The organism is Pseudoprimorskyibacter insulae (genome assembly GCF_900302505.1).
GTDB classification, from domain to species: domain Bacteria; phylum Pseudomonadota; class Alphaproteobacteria; order Rhodobacterales; family Rhodobacteraceae; genus Pseudoprimorskyibacter; species Pseudoprimorskyibacter insulae.
Genome location: NZ_OMOJ01000002.1, coordinates 226358 through 248594 on the forward strand (window position 1 = coordinate 226358; position 22237 = coordinate 248594).

A 22237-nucleotide genomic window follows, 5' to 3' on the forward strand; every position below is an offset into this window, starting at 1 on the left:
GTTAGTTGAGGGCGATTGTCAGGTCTTCGAGCATGTTTTTCAACACCAGAAAGTCGCCAGTGGCCGCACAATCCGGGATTTCGACCGTCAGATCCTGCGTTCTGAGCGCACCGCCTTCGCGCAGTTCCAGCGTTTGGGCCTCAATCGGCTTGCCGCAGTTGGCTTCGGTGATCTCGGTTTCGACCGTCAGGGCGATTGTACCTTCCAGACGGGTGGTTCCGGCGGGGTAGCTGTAGATTTCAGCCTGAAGCGCGGTGGTCGACTGGGGCGTGCCCAGTTGGGTCAGAAAGCCGCTTTCGCCCGTTGATGCGGTGACAGGATCGCCCGCGTTGTCGTTCCAGATGTGACCGGCTGACCAATAGGCGGCCCCGAACTGGCGGGCATGAAGCTGAACGCCTGAGGTGCCGCTCCATTGGACGGCGACGCGGTCATAAAAGGGCAGAGAGGGCACCTGAGTCTGTGCAACAGCGCCATCGCCCGAATCGAAGGCGGCGATAAAGACCGCCGCTTCGGACAGGGCAGGCACCTGAACGGTCAGTGCGCCGGCATCGTCGGTTTGCGCGTCGAACATCAGGCCGGAATGGTGGAAGGTGACAAAGCTGTTGGGCTGGCACGGGGCAGACAGCGCCAACGTTACCATGGCAGCCGGGGCGGCGGTGGCAGTCAGGCTGATGTCGCAGGCCGGTGCCGCAGTTTCAGCGGTCTCAATGGGGGCCAAAGGCTTGGTCGTCTCGGTCGGCGCGGGCGCCGGGTCCAGCGTGACGGCTGCCAGAATCACCGGTTCTTGCGCGGCTTCCTCAACCGGGGCGTCGGTCACAGCCGATGAGGTTGGGACAAAGCTAGCCACCGTGTATTCGCGGGAATCTGCCACCGGGGCGGATTGTTGCATCACGAATCCGATCGCCAAGGCCATCATCATGGTGCCAAGAGCAAGAATTGCGGATCTAACTTTAGACATGTCTCAACCTCTTCGGATCGATTCCGATAACGTTGGGACATTGATTCATAAAGAGGGCGGGTCAGTGGCCCGAATCTGTTCAGAGCGGGGCACTTGTGCGACCACGGGGACAATCCGCCCCCGTGATCCTGTTCGGTTTCGCCTTAGGCCAGACGGCCGTGGCAATGCTTGAACTTGTTGCCCGAGCCGCAGGGGCACGGGTCGTTGCGGCCCGGATTGCCCCAAGTGGTCGGGTCGGTTTCATCGAATCCGGCCAACAGCGGGGTGGGGGCCTCTTGCGGGGCGTCACCGGCGGCTGGTGCGGCGGCAGGGGCTGCGGCTGCCTGAACAGCGGCTGCCTGCTGCGCCAAGGCTTGCTGCATCATTTCGCGCTGCTCTTCCTCGGTCATCGGACGCACGTGGCTGAGCTTTTGCGAAACGTCGACGCGCAGGCTTTCGAGCATCGATTCGAACAGCTGGAAGGCTTCGGTCTTGTATTCGTTCAGCGGGTCACGCTGCGCATAGCCACGGAAGCCCACGACCGAGCGCAGGTGTTCCAGCGTCAGAAGGTGTTCACGCCATTTGCCGTCGATGGTCTGAAGCAGAACCTGCTTTTCGATCTGGCGCATGGTGTCGGGGCCAAAGGCCTCTTCCTTCTCGGCCATGAACTTTTCGGATTCTTCTTCCAGACGTTCGCGGATGACGGCATCGTCTACGCCTTCTTCGGCAACCCAAGCGATGACCGGCACATCCATGCCCAGCTTTTCGATCACGGCGGCGTAAAGACCTTCGCCATCCCATTCATCGGCATAGCTTTTGGCGGGGATGTATTGATCCACCAGATCGTCGATCACATCAACGCGCATGTCGCGGATGATTTCGTTTGAATCGGTGGCCTCCATGATTTCGCGGCGCTGGCTGAAGATCACCTTACGCTGATCGTTCATCACGTCGTCGAATTTCAGAAGCTGCTTACGAATGTCAAAGTTACGACCTTCGACCTTGGCCTGAGCGCGTTCCAGCGATTTGTTCACCCAAGGGTGAACGATGGCTTCGCCTTCTTTCATGCCCAGCTTGGACAGAACGTTTTCCAGACGCTCAGACCCGAAGATGCGCATCAGGTCGTCTTCCAGCGACAGGAAGAAGGATGACCGGCCCGGATCCCCCTGACGGCCCGAGCGGCCGCGCAGCTGGTTGTCGATGCGGCGCGATTCGTGGCGTTCGGTGGCCAGAACGAACAGGCCCCCGGCGTCCTTGACCGCTTGTTCGTCGGTCTTGTGCTCTTCTTCGATCTTGGTGCGGATCTCTTCTGGGTCGGCCTCAGGATTGGCGGCGATGGCCTCCATGATCTTGAATTCGACGTTGCCGCCCAGTTTGATGTCGGTCCCGCGACCGGCCATGTTGGTGGCGATGGTGATCGCGCCCAGCTTACCGGCATCGGCGACGATCTGCGCCTCTTGTTCGTGCTGACGCGCGTTCAGAACGTTGTGCTTCAGTTCGGCCTGCGTCAGCAACTGGCTGAGCATTTCGGACTTTTCAATCGAGGTGGTGCCCACAAGGATCGGCTGCCCGCGCTCATGCGCTTCGCGGATGGTGCGCACGATGGCTTCGTATTTTTCGCGGGCGGTGCGATAGACTTGGTCGTCTTCGTCAATCCGCGCGATGGGCTTGTTGGTCGGAACCTCAACCACACCCAGCCCGTAGATCTGGCCGAATTCTTCGGCTTCGGTCAGGGCCGTGCCGGTCATACCGCCCAGTTTTTCATACAGGCGGAAGTAGTTCTGGAAGGTGACCGAGGCCAGCGTGACGTTCTCAGGCTCAATCTTGCAGCCTTCTTTGGCCTCAATCGCCTGATGCAGACCGTCCGACAGGCGGCGGCCCGGCATCATGCGGCCGGTGAATTCGTCGATCAGCATCACTTCGCCGTCGCGGACGATGTAGTCCTTGTCCTTGGTGAACAGCTTATGCGCCGACAGCGCTTGGTTCACGTGATGGACCAGCGTGGTGCTTTCAGGATCATACAGCGATTGCTCTTCGGGCAGCAGGCCGCGCATGCGCAACTGCTGTTCCAGGAATTCGTTGCCTTCGTCGGTGAAGGTCACGTTGCGTGATTTTTCGTCGATCGTGTAGTGATCGTCGTGCAGTTCGGGAACGATGCGGTCGATCCATTTGTACAGATCGCTGCGGTCTTGGCTGGGCCCCGAGATAATCAGCGGCGTCCGAGCTTCGTCGATCAGGATCGAGTCGACCTCGTCCACAATCGCGAAATAGTGGTTGCGCTGATACATCTGGCTGAGTTCGGACTTCATGTTGTCGCGAAGATAGTCAAAGCCAAGTTCGTTGTTCGTGGCATAGGTGATGTCGCAGGCGTAGGCCTCTTTTTTCTCGGCCTCGGGCTGACGCGGGTAGATGACGCCGGTGGTCAGGCCAAGCGCGCCGTAGACCTTGCTCATCCATTCGGCGTCGCGACGGGCGAGGTAATCGTTCACCGTAACAACATGCACGCCTTTGCCGGTCAGTGCGTTCAGATAGGCCGCGAAGGTCGCCATCAGCGTTTTACCTTCACCGGTCTTCATTTCCGAGATGTCGCCTTGATGCAGGAATATCCCGCCCATCAGCTGCACATCAAAGGCACGCAGGCCCAAGGCGCGTTTCGCGGCCTCGCGGCAGGTGGCGAAAGCCTCGGGCAGAAGCTGGTCCAGCGTTTCGCCATTTTCCAGCCGACCGCGGAATTCGACGGTTTTGGCTTGTAGATCTTCGTCCGAGAGCGGCTCGAAGGTTGCTTCCAGATCGTTGATCTTGGCAATCAGCGGTCGGGTCGCCTTGATTTTCCGGTCGTTCGCAGTTCCGAACACCTTGGTGGCGAGTTTTCCGATACCCAGCATAAGCTCTCTTTCACGTCTGACATCATCGTGTGCGGCATCTGCTTGCCCGTCCTTCGTATCACCCATATGAAACAGGGCAATGATCGGTCTTACAGCGCCTTTCGCGATGTAAGGGTCGGTCTGACCCGTGTCAACGCCGCCGACCGCGCGGCCTGCCCAGAAGGACGACACCGATGTCGAAACGTCTCATGAAAATTTCTGCAATTGCCTGCGCTATGGCCTTTGCTGCGCCCGCCTTTGCCGAGGATGCGCCGAACGCCAACACGGTTATTGCCACCGTGAACGGTGCGGACATCACCCTTGGCCACCTGATCCTTGTTCGCTCGACCCTGCCTGAACAGTATGACCAGCTGCCTGCCGAGGTGCTGTATAGTGGCATTCTGGATCAGCTGATCCAGCAGGAGTTGCTGTCGCAAGACGAAAAAGCGGTTGAAACGCTGCGCGTCCGTCTGGCTGTCGATAACGAGCGCCGCGCCGCCATTGCCAGCGGTGTGGTTGATCTGGTCGCCTCTGAGGCCGTGACGGATGAGGCGCTGCAAGCCGCCTATGACGCGCAATACGCCAGCGCCGCGATGGGCACTGAATACAACGCCTCGCATATTCTGGTGGAAACCGAAGAAGAAGCCCAAGCCATCGTCGATGAGCTGAAAGCGGGCGCAGATTTCGCCGAAACCGCCAAGGCCAAATCGACCGGTCCGTCTGGCCCGAATGGCGGCGAGTTGGGCTGGTTCGGCCCCGGCATGATGGTTGAGCCGTTCCAGGCCGCCGTTGAAACGCTGAAGCCCGGCGAAGTGTCTGGCCCGGTTCAGACGCAATTCGGCTGGCACGTCATCATCCTGAACGAAACCCGTGTCCAAGAGGCCCCGTCGCTTGACAGCGTTCGCGCCGAATTGGCCAATGGTGTTCAGCAAGAAGCCGTGAAAACCTATCTGGACAACCTGACGGGCGCGGCCAATATCACTCGTGTCACCGAAGATCAGATCGACACCGCCCTGATCGGCAACATCCAGCTTCTGGAGGAATAAATGGCCAAAATCACATCCGTTTCGCCCCTTGCCCCTGCGGCTTTTCCGAACCTGCCCGTCATTGATGGTGTTCGCTTTGCAACGGCTGAAGCCGGGGTGCGATATCAGGGTCGGACCGATGTGATGCTGGCGATGCTCGATCCGGGTAGCGTGGTGACCGGGGTATTTACCCGGTCGGCCACGCGTTCCGCGAACGTGCTGGATTGTCAAAAGAAAATTGGCACTGACAGCGATGCCGGTGCCGCGATTATCGTGAACTCGGGCAACTCCAACGCCTTTACCGGGCGTGCCGGTGAAGGGTCGGTTGATGCCATCAGCGAGGCGGTCGCCGCCAAGACGGGCCTACCTGCAAACCGTGTCTTCACCAGCTCGACCGGGGTGATTGGCGAACGTCTGCCGCATGACCGCATCATCGCCAAGATCGATGATCTGGTGGGGGCGCTGGACGCGGGCAAAATTGCCCCCGCCGCCAAGGCCATCATGACCACCGACACCTTCCCCAAAGGTGCTTGCGCCGAGGTTGAGGTGGACGGCAAGACCGTGCGCATCGCCGGTATGGCCAAAGGCTCGGGCATGATCGCGCCGGATATGGCGACCATGCTGGTTTACGTGTTCACCGATGCCAAAATTGGCCGTGCTGACTTGCAGGCCATCGTTTCGGACGCGGCGGACAAGACCTTCAACTGCATCACCGTGGATAGCGACACCTCGACCTCGGACACGCTGCTGATGGGGGCAACGGGCGCGTCGGGCGCGGATGTCACGGGCAATGCCGCGTTCGCGCAAGCGGTGCATGACGTGTTCCTGGATCTGGCGCATCAAGTCGTGAAAGACGGCGAAGGCGCGACCAAGTTCGTTGAGATCACCGTGACCGGCGCAGCAACCGATGCCGATGCCCGCACCCACGCCATGGCGATTGCCAATTCGCCGCTGGTCAAAACCGCGATTGCCGGTGAAGACCCGAACTGGGGCCGTATCGTTATGGCGATCGGCAAATCCGGCGCGGCGGCAGACCGCGACCTTCTGAGCATCCGCTTTGGCGATATCGTGGTTGCCGAAAAGGGTTGGGTGTCAGCCGAGTATCGCGAAGCGCAGGGCGCCGCGATCATGAAGCAACAGGAAATTCCGATCACCGTGGATCTGGGTCTTGGGACGGGTCAGGCCACGGTCTGGACCTGTGATTTGACCCACGGTTATATCTCGATCAACGCGGACTATCGCTCGTGAAGGTTGTACTGGTCTCGGCTGTCGCGCTGATTGACCGCGATGGCCGCGTTCTTTTGGCGCAGCGTCCCGAAGGCAAGTCTATGGCGGGCCTTTGGGAGTTTCCGGGCGGCAAGGTTGAGCCGGGGGAAACCCCGGAACAGGCCCTGATTCGCGAGCTAGAAGAAGAGCTGGGAATCAACACATGGGCGAGCTGCCTCGCTCCGCTGACTTTTGCAAGTCACAGCTATGAAGATTTCCACCTTCTTATGCCGTTATTTGCTTGCCGGAAGTGGGAAGGAACCCCGATTTCGCGCGAAGGCCAGGCGCTAAAATGGTGTCGTGTCAATGAGTTGCGGGATTATCCGATGCCCGCCGCAGACGTGCCGTTGATCCCAATCCTGCGCGATTGGCTTTAGGCGACAATCTGTCCGTTCTGCTAATATTTGTGCGTTTTTCCCCTTGGATGCTCAAAAGATCTACTGCCGATGCGCAAATGAATTATGGATTTGTTCACCGTCCTGTCATAAATTTGTCGTGCAGATCAACGTGTTCCGGGGGAGGAAGACAGATGTTGAAGACAATCGAAGTTGGCAGCCGGATCTCGGTTCAGGGCATCGTGGAAAAAAGCTGGCCGGATGGCCGTCTTTCCGTCCGCGTTGGCACCCAAGTGTACACCGGTCGTCCGGTTAACGCTGCCGCATAAGGGTATCTGGCCGCTATCTCACTCCGGCGGTTGGGTCCATGTAATGATTTCTGAAAGGTGCGCCCACTCAGCGCACCTTTTTTGATGGCTAAACCGCCAGTGTCGCCTGTACGGCGCGCTGCCACGCCTGATACTTGGTATCCCGTTGATCCTCGGGCATTGACGGGGCAAAGGACCGCTCTAGCGCCCAGCTTTCGGCAAAGGCGTCTTGGTCTGGCCAAACCCCCGCGCGATGCCCTGCCAGCCATGCCGCGCCTAAGGCGGTTGTTTCCGTCACCTTCGGTCGATCTACCGGTGCATTCAGGATGTCTGACAGGAATTGCATCGCATAATCGCTATTGGCCATGCCGCCATCGACGCGCAGCACCCGATTGCTCATCTCCGCGCCCCAGTCGGCTTGCATCGCCTCTAGCAGGTCGCGGGTCTGATAGCCGACGCTTTCCAGCGCCGCCCGCGCAAATTCGGCAGGGCCTGAGTTGCGGGTCAGGCCAAAGACTGCGCCGCGACAATCGGCGTTCCAATAGGGGGCGCCAAGACCGGTGAAGGCAGGCACCAGAATGACGTTCTGCGACGGGTCGGCGCGTTCGGCCAAGGGCTGGGTTTCGCCCGCGCTGGATATCAGTTTCAGCCCATCCCGCAGCCATTGCACCACCGCACCGGCAACAAATATTGACCCTTCCAGCGCATAGGTCGGCTTGCCGTCCAACTGATAGGCAATGGTCGTCAAAAGCCGGTTTTCGGACACAACCGGCGCTTCGCCTGTATTGAGCAGGGCAAAGCAGCCCGTCCCGTAGGTCGATTTCATCATGCCGGGCGCGAAACAGGCCTGACCAACGGTGGCGGCCTGCTGATCCCCAGCGACGCCAAGGATGGGGATTGCGCCGCCAAACAAGGCCGGGTCCGTTGTGCCAAAATCGCCTGCGCAGTCTTGGACCTTTGGCAGCACGGTCATCGGGATTTCAAGCAGATCGCTAATGGTGCGGGACCAGCGGCCTTTGCGGATGTCGTATAGCATCGTGCGCGCGGCGTTGGTGGCGTCGGTCACATGCGCCCGCCCGCCCGTCAGGTTCCAGATCAGCCAGGTGTCGACGGTGCCAAAGGCCAACTGCCCGGCGGCGGCCTTGTCCCGCGCGCCGTCGACATGGTCGAGCAGCCAACGCAGCTTGGTCGCGCTGAAGTAAGGGTCCAGCAATAGGCCCGTCCGGTCCGAGATCATCGGCCCATGGCCGTCACGCTCCAGTTTGCGGCACAGGTTCGCCGTGCGACGATCTTGCCAGACAATGGCGTTGTGCAGCGGCTGGCCGGTTGTTTTGTCCCAAAGCAGAGTCGTTTCGCGTTGATTGGTGATACCGATACCCGCGATTTGGCTGGCGTCGATCCCGGCCTTGGCAATCGCGTCGCGGCAGGTGGTCAGGGTGGTGGTCCACAAGTCGTTTGGATCATGCTCGACCCATCCATTGGCGGGGAAGTGCTGGGGGAACTCTTGCTGGGCCTGCGCGAGGGCTTGGTAATCCGCGCCGAACACGATTGCACGGGTCGAGGTCGTGCCCTGATCAATGGCCAGAATATATGTCATATGCGCTCCTCCCTCGGTGTGATTATTCCGTCGCGGGCGACTTGGTTGCAAGGCGCTGCGCGATATAGTTGCCCAGTTTGTCTGTGTCCTCTGGCGTCATGCGCAGGCCCAGTTTGCTGCGCCGCCATAGGATATCCTCAGCGCTTTGGGCGTATTCCTTGTCGATCAGCCAATCGACCTCGGCGGCGGTCAGGGTCGCGCCAAGACTTTGGCCAAGGTCTGTGGCGGCTTTGGCCGTACCAAGGATCAAGCGCGCTTCGGTGCCATAGGCACGAATCAGACGCGCGGCCCAAGGGGCGGTCAGAAACGGGTAGTCCTGTCGCAGCGCCTCCCTCAGGGCCTGCACCCCATCCATTGGGAAATCGCCACCGGGCAGGGGAATGCCTGCGGTCCAGTCAGTTCCGACATTCGGCAGATACGCCCCGATTTTCCGCAGCGCCGATTCCGCCAGTTTGCGATAGGTGGTAATTTTGCCGCCGAAGACGTTCAGGATTGGCGGCCCGTCTGCATCCAACGTCAGCGTGTAATCGCGGGTCGCGGCAGATGCGCTGCCAGCGCCGTCATCGTATAGCGGGCGCACACCCGAATAGGTCCAAACCACATCGTCAGGCGTGATCGCGGTTTTGAAATACCGGCTGGCAAAGGCGCAAAGGTAGTCGCGTTCCTGATCGGTGCAGCGCGGGGGCTGGTCAGGATCTGCGTGGTCGGTGTCGGTGGTGCCGATCAGGGTGAAATCACCCTCATAGGGAATGGCAAAGATAATCCGGCCATCAGTTCCCTGAAAGAAATAGCATTTGTCATGGTCGAACAGGCGGCGCGTGACGATATGGCTGCCACGCACCAACCGAATGCCCGCTCGGGTTGGCAGTTTGGCGATATCCCCCAAAACATGTGCTGACCAAGGGCCTGCCGCGTTGACCAACATGCGGGCCTTGATCGTTTGGGGCTGGCCGTTACGCATTACCTCAACGTCCCATAGGTCGCCTTCTCGCCGCGCCTGAGTGACCTCGGTGCGGGTTAGGATGGTTGCGCCGCGTGCTTCGGCGTCACGGGCGTTCAGGACCACTAGGCGGGCATCCTCAACCCAACAGTCCGAATACTCATAGGCGCGGCGGTAGTGGTCTTGTAGCGGGGCACCTTCGGGCGTGCCGTTCAGCGATAGGCTGCGTGTTCCGGGCAGGATTTCACGGCCGCCCAAGTGATCGTACAAAAACAATCCCAGCCGGATCAGCCACGCGGGCCTGCGCCCCTTCATCCAAGGCATAACCATTTGCAACAGGCGCGATGTGGGGGTTGAGCTGTCAAAGCGCATGCCGCTGTGCAGGGGCAGGACAAAGCGCATCGGCCAGCTGATATGCGGCATGGCCCGCAACAGCACTTCGCGTTCGATCAACGCCTCACGGACCAGTCGGAACTCAAAATACTCAAGGTAGCGCAGCCCGCCGTGAAATAGCTTGGTCGAGGCGGAGGAGGTGGCCGAGGCCAGATCGCCCTTTTCAGCCAGCCCAACGCTTAGACCGCGCCCCGCTGCATCCCGCGCGATGCCGCAGCCATTGATACCGCCGCCGATAATGAACAGATCATATGCGTCATGTGGGTGTGCCATGGCGGGCCCCAAATGGTTGAAATGTGCGTTATGACTAATAAATTTTGCGAAATTCGCAAGAAATTATTTCGATAAAGTTCTATAATGTTCGTTATTGCCATAAATCGAACATTGCGATCAGAAAATCGCTTGGCGTTGCCTTGCCGCGCGTCTAAACAAAAATGCAGGAGGGCCGCGCCATGTCTCAATCGCTTCGGCACACGCAGATTCTGGATATTGCCCGGCGGGAAGGGGCCGTGAAGGTCGAGGATCTGGCCCAGCATTTTGGTGTCACGCTTCAAACCATCCGGCGCGATCTGGCGGAAATGGACGAAAACGGGCATTTGGAACGCGTTCATGGTGGCGCGGTTTTGCCTTCGGGCACGGTCAATATCGGGTACGAATACCGACAGTCGATGAATGATGAGGCCAAGCGCGCCATCGCCAAAGCCTGCGCCGCGCAGGTGCCGGGCGACTGTTCCTTGTTCCTGAACATCGGCACCAGCACTGAGGCCGTCGCGCGGGAACTTCTGGCTCATCGCAGCTTGATGGTGGTGACCAACAATATGAACGTCGCCAACATTCTTGTGAGAAACCCCGATTGTGACATTACGCTAACGGGCGGAACGCTCCGGCGGTCAGATGGCGGATTGGTCGGCCCGCTGACGCAGGATGCGGTGGCGCGTTTCAAGTTCGATATTGCGGTGATTGGCTGTTCGGCCTTGGATGAAGACGGCGACCTGCTCGATTTCGATTTCCAAGAGGTGGGCGTCAGCCAGACGATCATTCGCCAAGCGCGCCGTGTTTTTCTGGTGGCCGATCATTCCAAAATATCGCGCCATGCCCCCGCCAAAATCGCCCCATTGTCTGAGGTCGATGTTCTGATCACCGATTTGCCACTGCCGGAACCACTCAGGGCCAAGTGCGCAGAATGGGGCGTTGAGGTCATCTACGCCGAGGCATGAAAAAAGCCCCGTCATCATCTGACGGGGCTTTCTTTGTTCGTTTGATCAACAGGCGATCAATCCAGCGTGCGGATGACTTCTTCGCGTTCGAAGATTTCGATCACGTCACGTGGGCGGATATCGTCATAGGCTTCGAAGGCCATGCCGCATTCCTGACCCGACTGAACTTCGCTGACTTCGTCTTTGAAGCGCTTCAGGGTCTTCAGCGTGCCTTCGTGGATCACAACGTTGTCGCGCAGCAGGCGGACGCCAGCGGAACGACGCGCGACGCCTTCGGTGACCAGACAGCCAGCAACCTTGCCGACGTTGGACACTTTGAAGACTTCTTTGATCTCGGCGTAGCCGATGAACTTTTCGCGGATCTCGGCGGACAACAGGCCCGACGCGGCGGCTTTGACGTCATCCACAAGGTCATAGATGACCGAGTAGTACCGGATCTCAACGCCCTTTTGGTTGGCGCTGTTCCGGGCGGGCGCGTTGGCCCGCACGTTAAAGCCAAAGACCGGCGCGCCTGAGGCTTCTGCCAGACCGACGTCGGATTCGGTGATCGCACCAACGCCCGAGTGCAGAACGCGGACGCGCACTTCGTCGTTACCGATCTTTTCCATCGCCTGAACGATGGCTTCGGCCGAGCCCTGCACGTCGGCTTTGACGAGGATCGGAAGTTCGGAAACATCCTTGTCGTCCTTGGCCTTCTGCATCAGCTGTTCCAGCGTGGTCGCGGCACCGGCAGCGGCGCGCTTATCTTTCGCGGCCTGAGCACGGTATTCAGCGATTTCACGCGCCTGCGCTTCGGTTTCCACAACGTTCAGCACGTCGCCCGCTTCGGGAGTGCCGTTGAGGCCAAGAACCTCAACCGGGACCGAAGGACCGGCTTCCGGAACGCGTTCGCCTTTGTCGTTCACCAGCGCGCGGACGCGGCCATACTGTTCGCCAACAACGAAGATGTCGCCCTGACGCAGCGTGCCGGTCTGAACCAGAACGGTCGCAACCGGGCCACGGCCCACGTCAAGCTGTGCTTCGATGACGGCACCCTGTGCGGCGCGGTCCGGGTTGGCGGTCAGTTCAAGGATTTCCGCCTGAAGCGCGATGGCTTCCAGCAGTTCATCAAGGCCTTGGCCGGTGTGGGCCGAAACTTCGACGTCCTGAACTTCACCCGACATGGCTTCGACGACGACTTCGTGCTGAAGCAGTTCGGTGCGGACCTTGGTCGGGTTGGCTTCGTGTTTGTCGATCTTGTTGATCGCGATAATCATCGGAACCTTGGCCGCCTTGGCGTGGTTGATGGCTTCAACCGTCTGCGGCATGACCGAGTCGTCAGCCGCAACAACCAGAACCACGATGTCCGTTACCTGAGCGCCGCGCGAGCGCATCGAAGTAAAGGCCGCGTGGCCAGGTGTGTCAAGGAACGACAGAACGGCGCCGCTTTCGGTTGTTACCTGATAAGCCCCGATGTGCTGGGTAATACCGCCCGCTTCGCCAGCGGTGACTTTCGTCTTGCGGATCGCATCCAGAAGCGAGGTTTTACCGTGGTCAACGTGGCCCATGATGGTGATGACCGGCGGACGCGGCTTCAGATCTTCGGCCTTGTCGGTTTCGGTCTGGATCACGTCTTCAACGTCAGAATCCGACACGCGTTGAATGCGGTGGCCGAATTCTTCGATGATCAGTTCGGCAGTGTCCTGGTCGATCGTCTGGTTCTGAGTGACCATCATGCCCATCTGCATGAGCGATTTGACCACATCCGCCACACGTTCGGCCATACGGTTCGCCAGTTCCGAAACAACGATGGTTTCGGGCACCTGAACGTCACGGACGATCTTTTCGCGTTGCTGCGTGCCCATGGCTTTCTGACGCGCACGCTCTTGCTTGCGCTTCATCGCGGCCATGGATTTCTGACGGCCACCTTCGCCGGAAAGCGCTTGGTTCAGCGTCAGCTTGCCTGCGCGGCGGCCAGAATCGTCGCGACCACGGGTGCTGCGACCACGCTCTTCGCGTTCACGTTCGGCTTTGCGCGGCTGTGCAGCCTGCGGGCCGGGCTTGTTCGCACCGGGCGCGGGGCGTGCCGTACGTTCTGCAGGCGCGGCGGCGCCAGCTGCCGGAGCAGCAGCGGCGGGTTTGGCAGCCTCAGCCTTTTTGAGAGCGGCTTCACGCGCGGCCTCTTCTTGGGCCTCACGCTGGCGGCGCTCTTCTTCTTCGGCTTTCTGACGGGCCTTTTCTTCGGCCTCGCGCTGTTCGCGTTCCTTCGCCTCTTTCTCGGCGCGCATACGCTCACGTTCTTCGGCGCGGGCTTTCTCTTCGGCTTCACGCTGTGCGGCTTCTTCGACTTCACGCGCTTTCGCGGCCTGAACGGCCTTCAGGCGACGAGCCAATTCAGCGTCGGAGATGCCGCCGGGACGAGGGCCACCGCCGGTCTGGTTTCCACCGCCGCCAGACTTTGCGGCACCCGGCTTGGGCACCACAACGCGCTTGCGCTTGGTTTCTACCACGACGTTCTTGGTGCGCCCATGGCTGAAGCTTTGCTTCACATTCCCCGAGCGGGATCCACCGCGCAAACCCAATGTCTTTTTACCGTCGTTATCGCTCATAAAGCTCTCTTATCCTTTCCGACGGCCCTTGCCGCCGACATCTGCGTCGGACCTTCCGACACGCACGCCCTTTAATCTTTGGGCTTCCTCTACAACACGTTTCGTGAGTCCGCCAGCACCTAGCGCGGCGTGTATCACAGTTTGTCGCCCAAAGGCCAACCCAAGCTCTTCCGCAGCAAGCCAGCCTATGTAGCTTCCGAAATGCGGTGTGCTCAGTTTCGTTTTACCACGTTCCGACCCGTCTGTTGCTTGGATCAGGACTTCGGCCTCTTCCTTGTCGAGCCAGGTTTTAACCTTTTCATAGCCCGCAACCGCCCGTCCCGATTTCCGGGCCAGACTAATCAGATCGACAACACGTCGTACCAATTGGCGTTCCACATCGGCCAGCAGACCATCGGGAATGCTGACCGGTTGTTTGGCTGCGCGGGAAAACAGCTTTTTCGCAATCGCTGTTTCCAGTGCTTCCTTTTCCGCCGATACCCAGATGCCCCGACCCGGAAGACGTTCCAGGATATCGGGATACACCTGCGTGTCCGGGCCTACCACAAAGCGGATCAACCCAGCCTTCGGAGCCGTTTCGCCGGTCGCAATGCATTTGCGTTCCGACAGGGCATCCCCTTCGCTATTTTGACCGCCACGTGACATTTCAGGCCCTCTGGTTTCTGGATCAGACGTCTTCGCCGTCTTCTTCGTCGGCGTCTACGTCTTCTTCGGCGTCTGCCGCCAGTTCCTCGGGGTCGACCCAGCCCAGCAGAATACGGGCTGTCATGACCAGATTTTGCGCCTCTTCGAGCGAGACGTCAAATTCTTCCAGCAGGCCGTCATCCTTGGAGCGTTCGCCGTTTACCGTGGTCCAGCCGCCAGCCAGTTCCCAATCGGCGCAGGTGGCGAAGTCTTCCAGCGTCTTGATGCCATCCTTTGCCAGCGCTTCCACCATTTGGGGTGTCAGGCCGTCAAATTCAATAAGGCTGTCCTCAGCGCCCAGTTCGCGGGCCGCTTCCAGTGCTTTGCGGGCCTGTTCTTCCAGGAATTCGCGGGCACGGGTTTGTAGCTCGTCCGCAGTGCTTTCGTCGACGCCGTCGATAACCAGCAGTTCATCCAGTTCGACATAGGCGACTTCTTCGAGGTTGGTGAACCCTTCCGAAACCAGCAGCTGAGCGAAGAATTCATCAAGGTCCAGCGTGTCCATGAACAGCTTGGTGCGTTCTTCGAATTCCTTCTGACGGCGGGCCGAATCATCGCTTTCGGTCATGATGTCGATGTCGAGCGCGGTCAGCTGCGAGGCCAGACGCACGTTCTGACCGCGGCGACCAATGGCCAGCGACAGTTGTTCGTCAGGAACCACGACTTCGATACGCTCGGCGTCTTCGTCCAGAACCACTTTCGACACTTCGGCGGGCTGCAGCGCGTTCACAAGGAAGGTCGGCACATCTTCGTTCCACGGGATGATGTCGATCTTTTCGCCCTGAAGTTCGTTCACAACGGCCTGAACACGGCTGCCGCGCATACCAACGCAGGCGCCGACCGGGTCGATCGAGCCGTCAAAGGACACAACGGCGATCTTGGCGCGCGAACCTGGGTCACGGGCTACGGCCTTGATCTCGATGATGCCGTCATAGATTTCCGGCACTTCCATCTTGAACAGTTCGGACATGAATTCCGGCGCGGTGCGCGACAGGAAGATCTGCGGACCACGGGTTTCGCGGCGCACGTCCTTGATGTAGCAGCGGATGCGGTCGTTCGGGCGATAGCTTTCGCGGCCGATCTTTTCGTTGCGGCGCAGGATGGCTTCGCCGCGACCTACGTCAACGATCACGTTGCCATATTCTTCGCGCTTCACGACGCCATTGATGATGGTGCCTTTGCGGTCGATGAATTCGTCATACTGACGATCACGCTCGGCCTCACGGACCTTTTGCAGAATCACCTGCTTGGCCGATTGGGCAGCGATGCGGCCCAGATCGACGGGCGGGACTTCTTCGACGAACTGATCACCCACTTCGGGGTTGGCCATGTATTGCTTGGCGGTATCAACCGTCATTTCGGCCTGGTAGTTTTCCAGATCTTCGTCGGCAACCACGGTGCGCACGCGGGTAAAGGTCGCTCGGCCGGTTTTGCGGTCGATCTTGACGCGAATGTCCATCTCGGAGCCGTAGCGGCTCTTGGCGGCGCGGGCGAGGCTTTCTTCCATCGCTTCGACGACCAGACCGGGGTCGATCATCTTTTCGCGGGCGACGGCCTCAGCGGTCTGTAGCAGCTCCAGCTGGTTTGCGGAGGTAATTGCCATTGTCGTTACTCCTCGTCCTGGCCTTCGGCCTCGATTACATCGTCAAACTTGGTTTTATCCGGCGTGTCGTCTTTGCGCGCCTTCAGCATTAGGCGGATCAGTTCGTCCGTCAGGACAAGCTTGGCTTCGCTCAACCATTCGAATTTCAAGCCGACCGTGACGTCTTGGCCCTGATCTTCGATGTTGATCAGAATCTCATCCTCTTCGATCCCAGCCAAGATCCCACGAAACCGCTTGCGGCCGTCGATCAGTTCGGCGGTTTCAACCTTGGCCTCATAGCCTTCGAATGTGTCGAAGTCTTTCAGGCGGGTCAGAGGGCGGTCGATGCCGGGGCTGGACACTTCAAGCGTGTAGGTGTCGAGGATCGGGTCTTCGACGTCCAGCACGGCGCTGACGGCGTTGCTGATGTCGGCACATTCATCCACTTCGATGCCGCCGCCGGGCCGTTCGGCCATGATTTGCAGCGTTGGGGTATTGCCGCCCATCAGGCGGATGCGCACGAGTTCGAACCCCATGTCTTCGATGACGGGGCCGACGATTTCCGCCAGACGGCGGTCCATTGCGGCTTTGGCGATCAGATCGGTCATATTGTCCAAACACAAAAAAACGGGCGCGCGGCCCGTTGCATTATCCGGTGGAGCGTGGTTTCCCGCGCGCCGCTGTTGAGGGGCGTATAGCCCAGTTCAGCTGTCTTCGCAAGCGTCAACTCTCTGCGTGACAAATCGGGGATGTTTTTCCATTGCTTCCAATGTGTCGGCCCAGCATTCTTTCAGGTCTTGCAATTGCGCCCTGAGCGCCGCCGGGTCCAACTGGTCGGCTTTTAATTCCAGATCGTTCAGGCTTTGACGGAATCGCTTGGCCCCGAACACCGCCGCCGTGCCTGCCAGTTTATGCGCTTCTTTTGTGATGTCCTGAACGGCCAAGGGTTCATCCAATTCGTCGGGCAGGGTCGCAAAGAAATCCGTGGCATCTTGTTCAAACCGGATCATGGTTGAATTCAAGATCTCTTCTGGCAGTTCGTCGCGGATTTCCTCCAGTCGCTCTTCGTCCAAAAGTTCGGCTTTGGCGGGGGCGGTTGGGGCCGGATCACTGAGAGACGACCCATCAGACGTGTCGGCAAGGATTTTGCGCAAGGTTGCCCGCGACAAGGGCTTGGCCAGTACGTCGTTCATGCCTGCATCGCGGAATGCAGCAATTTCATCGGGAAAGGCATGCGCCGTGGTCGCTACAACCGGCGCGAGGGCCGATGCGCAGTTCAATTTGCGGATGGCCCGTGTTGCTTGCAGCCCGTCCATGCCCGGCATGGAAATGTCCATGAGGATCAAATCCACGTCATTGGCCTGGGCGGCGGCAATCCCGGCGGCGCCGTCATGCGCCTCGATCACGGTATGGCCTTCTTGTTCGAGGATCGACCGGGCGACAAAGCGGTTGATTTCGTTGTCCTCTACCACCAGCACCGTTATCGGGTCAATGATCGGTGTCAGCGCTTCGGTTGGTTGCGGCAGAGTGACCGGGCAGATGACCTCATCCTCGGGGGGCATTAGCGGAAGGGTGATCCAAAACACACTGCCTTCGCCCGGTTCGCTCTCAACCCCGATTGTGCCGCCAAGCAAGGTGGTCAGGCGCTTTGAAATCCCCAGACCAAGACCCGTGCCGCTGTTGCTTCGGGAATAGGCGGTGTCGATGGTTTCAAAATCGCCAAATATCCGCTCTTGGTCTTCTTCGGGGATGCCAATACCGGTGTCGATCACCCGAATCATCACCTCGTCGCGGCCCTGAAGGCACTCCGCCTCAAGCGTGACGCGGCCATTGCGGGTGAACTTGATTGCGTTGCCGATCAGGTTCAGCAGCACCTGTTGCAGGCGGTGGGGATCAGAATAAACATGGTGCAGATCGGGGTGGGGCGGTGCCAGAACCAGTTCAGTGCCACCCGCACGGGCCCGCCCGGTCTGCGTTGCGATCACATCCTCCATCAGCTCGACCAGATCGAAGGATTGTTTGTTCAGAACGACCTTGCCCACGTCCAGCCGCGAAATCTCTAGCACATCATTCACATGGCCTAGCAGCAGCTTGCCGGACTTGCGGATAATCTCCATGAAAGCGCGGTGTTTGGGCGGCAATTCTTCGAAATTGATCAGCTCTAGTGTGCCCAGCAGCCCGTTCAGCGGCGTGCGCATTTCATGGCTCATGACCGCCAGAAGTTCGGCTTTGGATTTCTCGCCAGCAATCGCCTTGTCGCGGGCTTGGCGCAGGTCGTTTTCGGCCTGTACCCGATCCGAGATATCACGGATGAAACTGACGAAGATCTCTCCGGTCACGGTATGGGCGCGCGACAGGGTCAGATCGACCGGAAAGATCGACCCATCCTTGCGCCGACCCTCAAGCTGGACGATCCCTTTGCCAATGACATGACGTTTGCCGGTTTTACGATAACGCGACATGCCCGCCACGTGGGCCGCTTTGAATTTATCCGGGATCAGCAAATCGGACATTTCGGCCCCCATCGCTTCGGCGCGCGAGTAGCCAAATATTTTCGAAGCGGCATCGTTGAACACGATAATATGGCCGTCGCGGTCGATCACGATCACGGCGTCAAGGGACGTGGCAACAATCGACTCCATCCGGTCGCTGATCAGCCGCTGAGCCAGCGCACTGCGCCGCATCGCGCGGTTCAGGCGGATCAGCAGGACAATCGTTCCGACGAGCACCAGAACCAGCGCGGCCAATAGGGTCGTCAGGCGTACAATGGTCTGAAGCAGGCTGTCTCGTCGTTCGGCGGCGTCTATCGAAAAGGACTGAATGCCGACGGCGGTGATGCCCCGGATCAACTGACGTGCCGTTTGGGTGTCCGCCGCCAGATCGGGCAGTCGCGCAAGCAGCGTTTCGTCGGGGCTGTCGATTAGCGTCACATTTTTGTCGATGAAGGCATTCAGCGCGGCCAGGTTTGGTTCAACCCGGCGTTCCTGCCGCAGATCGGCGTAAGGTTCGCTGATCGACAGGGTTTCAACCCGGCTGTACAGGATGTCAAATCTTTTGCGGATCTCATTCAGATTTGGCTCATCCTGCGTGAGCGCGACCTGCAAGGTCATCTCTAGGCTGGTGATTTCGATCTCGGTTTGGGACAGAACCCAAAGGATGTTGTCCGAATTGGCGGATTCCAGCTGCCGAAAGTCGCGGCGAAGATCTACGCCAAACAGGCCCAACGTGACCAAGATCACACCGGATGCAAACACCACCGCCAACCGCTGTGCGACCCGACCGGCAGGAAAGATCGCTCGAACTGAGTTGATGGGACCAAGAATAAACGTTTTAGCCATGCGACCTAACATTTAACGCCACCGTAAGGCTATTTTATGGAGTAAATTCTCAATCTGGATAGAACTATCTTTAGATAGACCGTATTTTGTCCAAGGTTGGTTGAGTCTACGAATGGTGCGACGGAAATATTGTTTTGGTTGTTTTCAGTGGCTGGGCGACCGTCCGACGGGGCGCCGATTATTGATAGGATGCTGATTGAATGAGACTTTTGATTGCAGACGACCACGATTTGGTGCGCGATACCGTTGCGGCCTATCTGTCCTCTGGCGGATTCGAAAGCGTCAGCACCGTGCCAAATTTAGATGAGGCGATCGCCCGCACCGTGTCGGAAGGCGCTTTTGACCTGGTGTTTCTGGACTACAACATGCCCGGTATGAACGGCTTGTCGGGCCTTGATCGGATGATAAAGGCCAATCAGGGCAAGCCGGTTGCCATTCTGTCTGGCTCGGCATCCAGAGATGTGGCGCAGGCGGCTTTGGCCGCAGGGGCCAGCGGGTTCATTCCCAAGACCCTGAGCGCCAAAGCGTTGATCTCGGCCGCCCGGTTCATGCTGTCCGGCGAAGTATACGCCCCGTTCGAATTCATGCGTGGCACTGATCAGAACGGTGACCATCCGCAGCTAACGCGCCGCGAATTGGACGTGTTGCGCGGCATCTGCGCGGGCAAGTCGAACAAGGAAATCGCGCAGGATTACGGGTTGCAGGAAGTGACGGTCAAACTGCACGCCAAGACGCTGAGCCGAAAGCTCGGGGCACGTAACCGGACGCATGCGGCGATGATCGCCCGTGACAGGTGTTTGGTCTGACGGTCTAAAGCTGGGCGTGCACCACCATTTCTGACGCGCCGACGATTTGAAGCCGGTAGGCTCCGTCGTTCAATTCTCTGGTTCTGCCAAGAAACGGGAAAAGCGCGAATTCGGATACGATCAATCCGGTCACATCGCCGTTTGGCGCAATGACGATTTCGGAGATATAGCCGATCCGGGATTGTCCTGCGTCAAAAACGGGTGCGTCTAACAAGGCGTCCAAATTAAGATATTCGAAATTCATCAGTTGATCTGGGACATAGGAGACCGCCGTTCCTGTCGTTTGCAGCTTGGACGGTTCAGGACTGGGATGCAGGTGCAGCGCGGTAATAATGGCCAGCAGAGCGTTCAACATCCCATATCCTTTCCGTCCGTTTCAGTGCCGCCTGTGTTTGACCGATGACCCCGCGCCATAGCCTTGGGCAAAGGCGGCGGCGAGGCCGGTCCAATCCGCTGCGGCGGTGTGTGTCGGCTGTGTTGCGGGCCTGTGTTTATGTGACGCCGCTGCGAAGGCAGCCAGTATCAGCCCACCTCCTGCATAAGCCGTACCAAGCACGACGCAGGCCGTGATAACGCCCGCTGAGACGGTCAGCGCAATGAAGGCCGCGGCGGTTAGAAACCCCAGTCCGACCGCCAGCATGACAGTGGCCGCTGCTCCGAAGGCTGTCCTTCGGAGCGTTGATTTCGCAGCATTTTTCATGCGGTCAAACATTATCGACGGGTCGCCAGAATACCGGCCAGAAACCCAAGGCCTGTGGCGATGGCGACCGCAGTTCCCGGATTTTCCTTGATTGCGGTTTCGGTCTTTTGGGCTGCGTCCTGCGCCGTGGTCTTGGCCGATGCCAGAACCTCATTTCCCTTTGCGACCAGCGCGTCGGCGTTTTGACGCGCTTGTGCTGCGACCTCGGTAGACCGTGATTTGCCCAGTTCGGCAATTACCTTGGTCAGCTCCGAAATGTCGGACTTGAGCGTTGCAATCTGGGCTTCGACATCCTGGGCCGAAACGTCTTTGCCATTTGCGATTGATGTCGCTGTACGAGCCATGTTTATTCTCCTGATTTACCAAAAGGCTTGTCAATTAAACGCGGCAGGTCGAAATTGGTTTCATTTGAAATGTCAAAATATGGCCGGAACTTTTTTGGCCCGGCGCACGTTGTTTTTCCAGATCGCGCCGAATGAAGGCGCATTCCTTAGGCACTTGTATTGGAGGCTATTATGCTTGGTTGGGCTGTTACTTTTCTGATTGTCGCGCTGATTGCGGCTTTGTTTGGCTTTGGCGGTATTGCGTCGGCGTCGGCCGGTATCGCACAGGTTCTGTTCTTCCTGTTCCTGATCCTGTTTGTGATCGCGGCGGTCGCTGGTGCGGTTCGCGGACGCAGCCCGCGCATCTAAACAGAGCGACGTGACACAGAACGCAAAAGGGCGCCGAAAGGCGCCCTTGGCTTGTTCAGATCAGCAATTTCAAAGGCTCAGTTCTTTGGTCGAAGAAAAGAACATCGCTTGGCTAACGGCAGATTGGACCTGCTCTTCGGAATAGGGCTTGGTGATGACAAACGCAGGTTCGGGCCGTTCGCCGGTCAGCAGGCGTTCGGGGAAAGCGGTGATGAAGATCACCGGGATATCCCCTGCGGCTTTCAGGATGTCATTGACCGCATCGATCCCGGACGACCCATCAGCCAGTTGGATGTCGGACAGGATCAGATCCGGGCGTTCCATACCTGCCAATTTGACCGCGCTATCGGCGGTTCTTGCAACACCCGTGATCGAGTGGCCCATCTCGGCGACAATATCCTGAAGGTCCATGGCGATGATCGCTTCGTCTTCGATGACCAGAACCCGGCCAGAGATGCTATCACCCATTTCGCGGCGTGCGATTTCAATCAGGTGGCCAGCTTCGTCTTCGTCGATAATCATGATATCGGACACATCCTTGATCGAGAATTCCTCAACCGTATGCAGAAGCAGCGCTTCGCGGGTGTTGGGGGTCAGTTTGGACAAATGGCCCTGTGCGCGTTCCGCCATGCCGTGTTCTTCGACTTCAACCGGCGCGCCTGCGCTGCTCCAGATCGTGTGGAAACACCGGAACAGGGCAACTTTGTTGGATAGTCCCATTTCAAAAACAGAGCGGTCGCTCAGTAGGGCCTCAAGCGTCGCAGCGGCGTAAGAGTCGCCGGTCTTTTGGCTGCCCGTCAAAGCGCGGGCATACCGGCGAAGATAGGGAAGCAGGTCGGCAACGGCCAACGACAGGTAGGATTTCCCGGTATCTTGCGGCATTTATTTGACCTCATCATCAATTTTTCTTGGAACCAAACGCACCCGAGCGGCGTTGGTTCCGGTGACAGGCAAAGAAATCGTAA

Annotated in this window: 20 protein-coding genes; 7 read left to right on the forward strand and 13 right to left on the reverse strand. The window is 58.9% G+C overall.

All coding sequences use genetic code 11. The features are described 5' to 3' along the window. Position 1: 1 nt before the first annotated feature. Both PRI8871_RS06625 and secA read right to left on the reverse strand, forming a co-directional pair. Positions 2 to 958: a translocase gene (locus tag PRI8871_RS06625; protein WP_108885409.1), complete on the reverse strand. Its 957-nt coding sequence runs from the start codon at positions 956 to 958 to the stop codon at positions 2 to 4. Positions 959 to 1101: 143 nt separating this feature from the next. Next, the gene (gene secA, locus PRI8871_RS06630; protein ID WP_108885883.1) at positions 1102 to 3822 is read right to left on the reverse strand and encodes a preprotein translocase subunit SecA; all 2721 of its coding nucleotides are present in this window, start codon (positions 3820 to 3822) and stop codon (positions 1102 to 1104) included. 188 nt (positions 3823 to 4010) lie between these two features. Here secA and PRI8871_RS06635 point away from each other — a divergent pair, with 188 nt between their 5' ends. The 4 genes from PRI8871_RS06635 (at position 4011) to PRI8871_RS20115 (ending at position 6756) form a co-directional block, all read left to right on the forward strand. After that, entirely contained in the window at positions 4011 to 4847 is an 837-nt protein-coding gene (locus PRI8871_RS06635; RefSeq protein ID WP_306418441.1) for a peptidylprolyl isomerase, read from the forward strand. Then, positions 4848 to 6074 (forward strand): bifunctional glutamate N-acetyltransferase/amino-acid acetyltransferase ArgJ, encoded by a 1227-nt coding sequence (gene argJ, locus PRI8871_RS06640; protein WP_108885411.1) that lies wholly within the window; start codon positions 4848 to 4850, stop codon positions 6072 to 6074. After that, positions 6071 to 6469: an 8-oxo-dGTP diphosphatase MutT gene (gene mutT / locus PRI8871_RS06645; RefSeq protein WP_108885412.1), complete on the forward strand. Its 399-nt coding sequence runs from the start codon at positions 6071 to 6073 to the stop codon at positions 6467 to 6469. The genes argJ and mutT overlap by 4 nt, the downstream gene beginning before the upstream one ends. 152 nt (positions 6470 to 6621) lie before the next feature. Next, on the forward strand, positions 6622 to 6756 hold the full coding sequence (locus PRI8871_RS20115; protein WP_281258612.1) for a hypothetical protein: 135 nt from the start codon (positions 6622 to 6624) through the stop codon (positions 6754 to 6756). A gap of 88 nt (positions 6757 to 6844) precedes the next feature. Here the strand turns inward: PRI8871_RS20115 and glpK are convergent, their stop codons facing one another. Beyond that, positions 6845 to 8332, reverse strand: coding sequence for a glycerol kinase GlpK (gene glpK / locus PRI8871_RS06650; RefSeq protein ID WP_108885413.1), 1488 nt, complete (start codon positions 8330 to 8332; stop codon positions 6845 to 6847). Between the two features lie 22 nt (positions 8333 to 8354). Continuing rightward, positions 8355 to 9938 carry a glycerol-3-phosphate dehydrogenase gene (gene glpD / locus PRI8871_RS06655; protein ID WP_108885414.1) on the reverse strand — a complete coding sequence of 528 codons (1584 nt, stop codon included), beginning with the start codon at positions 9936 to 9938 and terminating at the stop codon, positions 8355 to 8357. 179 nt (positions 9939 to 10117) lie between these two features. On the opposite strand from glpD, the gene PRI8871_RS06660 reads away from it, so the two are divergent. After that, positions 10118 to 10882 carry a DeoR/GlpR family DNA-binding transcription regulator gene (locus PRI8871_RS06660; protein WP_108885415.1) on the forward strand — a complete coding sequence of 255 codons (765 nt, stop codon included), beginning with the start codon at positions 10118 to 10120 and terminating at the stop codon, positions 10880 to 10882. Between the two features lie 56 nt (positions 10883 to 10938). Here the strand turns inward: PRI8871_RS06660 and infB are convergent, their stop codons facing one another. From infB to PRI8871_RS06685, 5 genes are all read right to left on the reverse strand, one after another. Next, positions 10939 to 13470: a translation initiation factor IF-2 gene (gene infB, locus PRI8871_RS06665; RefSeq protein WP_108885416.1), complete on the reverse strand. Its 2532-nt coding sequence runs from the start codon at positions 13468 to 13470 to the stop codon at positions 10939 to 10941. A 9-nt stretch (positions 13471 to 13479) separates the two neighbouring features. Further along, entirely contained in the window at positions 13480 to 14115 is a 636-nt protein-coding gene (locus PRI8871_RS06670) for an RNA-binding protein (protein ID WP_108885417.1), read from the reverse strand. Between the two features lie 22 nt (positions 14116 to 14137). Beyond that, on the reverse strand, positions 14138 to 15757 hold the full coding sequence (gene nusA, locus PRI8871_RS06675; RefSeq protein WP_108885418.1) for a transcription termination factor NusA: 1620 nt from the start codon (positions 15755 to 15757) through the stop codon (positions 14138 to 14140). Positions 15758 to 15762: 5 nt separating this feature from the next. Then, positions 15763 to 16344, reverse strand: a complete 582-nt coding sequence (rimP, locus tag PRI8871_RS06680) for a ribosome maturation factor RimP (protein WP_108885419.1) — start codon at positions 16342 to 16344, stop codon at positions 15763 to 15765. A gap of 96 nt (positions 16345 to 16440) precedes the next feature. Further along, the gene (locus PRI8871_RS06685) at positions 16441 to 19074 is read right to left on the reverse strand and encodes a hybrid sensor histidine kinase/response regulator (protein WP_181389397.1); all 2634 of its coding nucleotides are present in this window, start codon (positions 19072 to 19074) and stop codon (positions 16441 to 16443) included. Positions 19075 to 19274: 200 nt separating this feature from the next. Between PRI8871_RS06685 and PRI8871_RS06690 the strand changes: the two genes are divergently transcribed. Then, positions 19275 to 19880, forward strand: a complete 606-nt coding sequence (locus PRI8871_RS06690; protein WP_108885421.1) for a response regulator transcription factor — start codon at positions 19275 to 19277, stop codon at positions 19878 to 19880. A gap of 4 nt (positions 19881 to 19884) precedes the next feature. Here PRI8871_RS06690 and PRI8871_RS06695 read toward each other — a convergent pair whose 3' ends face one another. The 3 genes from PRI8871_RS06695 to PRI8871_RS06705 all read right to left on the reverse strand — a co-directional run bounded on the left by PRI8871_RS06695 (position 19885) and on the right by PRI8871_RS06705 (position 20924). Then, positions 19885 to 20235, reverse strand: coding sequence for a hypothetical protein (locus PRI8871_RS06695; RefSeq protein WP_108885422.1), 351 nt, complete (start codon positions 20233 to 20235; stop codon positions 19885 to 19887). 21 nt (positions 20236 to 20256) lie between these two features. Then, a complete protein-coding gene (locus tag PRI8871_RS06700; RefSeq protein ID WP_108885423.1) occupies positions 20257 to 20520 on the reverse strand; it encodes a hypothetical protein in 264 nt (87 codons plus the stop codon). A gap of 71 nt (positions 20521 to 20591) precedes the next feature. Beyond that, a complete protein-coding gene (locus PRI8871_RS06705; RefSeq protein WP_108885424.1) occupies positions 20592 to 20924 on the reverse strand; it encodes an ElaB/YgaM/YqjD family protein in 333 nt (110 codons plus the stop codon). A 171-nt stretch (positions 20925 to 21095) separates the two neighbouring features. Here PRI8871_RS06705 and PRI8871_RS06710 point away from each other — a divergent pair, with 171 nt between their 5' ends. Beyond that, complete coding sequence (locus tag PRI8871_RS06710) at positions 21096 to 21272, forward strand: DUF1328 domain-containing protein (RefSeq protein WP_108885425.1); 177 nt, start codon at positions 21096 to 21098, stop codon at positions 21270 to 21272. Positions 21273 to 21341: 69 nt separating this feature from the next. Here PRI8871_RS06710 and PRI8871_RS06715 read toward each other — a convergent pair whose 3' ends face one another. Further along, positions 21342 to 22154 (reverse strand): response regulator, encoded by an 813-nt coding sequence (locus PRI8871_RS06715; protein WP_108885426.1) that lies wholly within the window; start codon positions 22152 to 22154, stop codon positions 21342 to 21344. Positions 22155 to 22237: the final 83 nt, after the last annotated feature.

Coding starts and splice junctions, on each gene's coding strand:
- PRI8871_RS06625 (WP_108885409.1), bottom strand. CDS start 958: ATGTCTAAAGTTAGATCCGCAATTCTTGCTCTTGGCACCATGATGATG.
- secA (WP_108885883.1), bottom strand. CDS start 3,822: ATGCTGGGTATCGGAAAACTCGCCACCAAGGTGTTCGGAACTGCGAAC.
- PRI8871_RS06635 (WP_306418441.1), top strand. CDS start 4,011: ATGAAAATTTCTGCAATTGCCTGCGCTATGGCCTTTGCTGCGCCCGCC.
- argJ (WP_108885411.1), top strand. CDS start 4,848: ATGGCCAAAATCACATCCGTTTCGCCCCTTGCCCCTGCGGCTTTTCCG.
- PRI8871_RS20115 (WP_281258612.1), top strand. CDS start 6,622: ATGTTGAAGACAATCGAAGTTGGCAGCCGGATCTCGGTTCAGGGCATC.
- glpK (WP_108885413.1), bottom strand. CDS start 8,332: ATGACATATATTCTGGCCATTGATCAGGGCACGACCTCGACCCGTGCA.
- glpD (WP_108885414.1), bottom strand. CDS start 9,938: ATGGCACACCCACATGACGCATATGATCTGTTCATTATCGGCGGCGGT.
- PRI8871_RS06660 (WP_108885415.1), top strand. CDS start 10,118: ATGTCTCAATCGCTTCGGCACACGCAGATTCTGGATATTGCCCGGCGG.
- infB (WP_108885416.1), bottom strand. CDS start 13,470: ATGAGCGATAACGACGGTAAAAAGACATTGGGTTTGCGCGGTGGATCC.
- PRI8871_RS06670 (WP_108885417.1), bottom strand. CDS start 14,115: ATGTCACGTGGCGGTCAAAATAGCGAAGGGGATGCCCTGTCGGAACGC.
- nusA (WP_108885418.1), bottom strand. CDS start 15,757: ATGGCAATTACCTCCGCAAACCAGCTGGAGCTGCTACAGACCGCTGAG.
- rimP (WP_108885419.1), bottom strand. CDS start 16,344: ATGACCGATCTGATCGCCAAAGCCGCAATGGACCGCCGTCTGGCGGAA.
- PRI8871_RS06685 (WP_181389397.1), bottom strand. CDS start 19,074: ATGGCTAAAACGTTTATTCTTGGTCCCATCAACTCAGTTCGAGCGATC.
- PRI8871_RS06690 (WP_108885421.1), top strand. CDS start 19,275: ATGAGACTTTTGATTGCAGACGACCACGATTTGGTGCGCGATACCGTT.
- PRI8871_RS06695 (WP_108885422.1), bottom strand. CDS start 20,235: ATGTTGAACGCTCTGCTGGCCATTATTACCGCGCTGCACCTGCATCCC.
- PRI8871_RS06700 (WP_108885423.1), bottom strand. CDS start 20,520: ATGCTGGCGGTCGGACTGGGGTTTCTAACCGCCGCGGCCTTCATTGCG.
- PRI8871_RS06705 (WP_108885424.1), bottom strand. CDS start 20,924: ATGGCTCGTACAGCGACATCAATCGCAAATGGCAAAGACGTTTCGGCC.
- PRI8871_RS06710 (WP_108885425.1), top strand. CDS start 21,096: ATGCTTGGTTGGGCTGTTACTTTTCTGATTGTCGCGCTGATTGCGGCT.
- PRI8871_RS06715 (WP_108885426.1), bottom strand. CDS start 22,154: ATGCCGCAAGATACCGGGAAATCCTACCTGTCGTTGGCCGTTGCCGAC.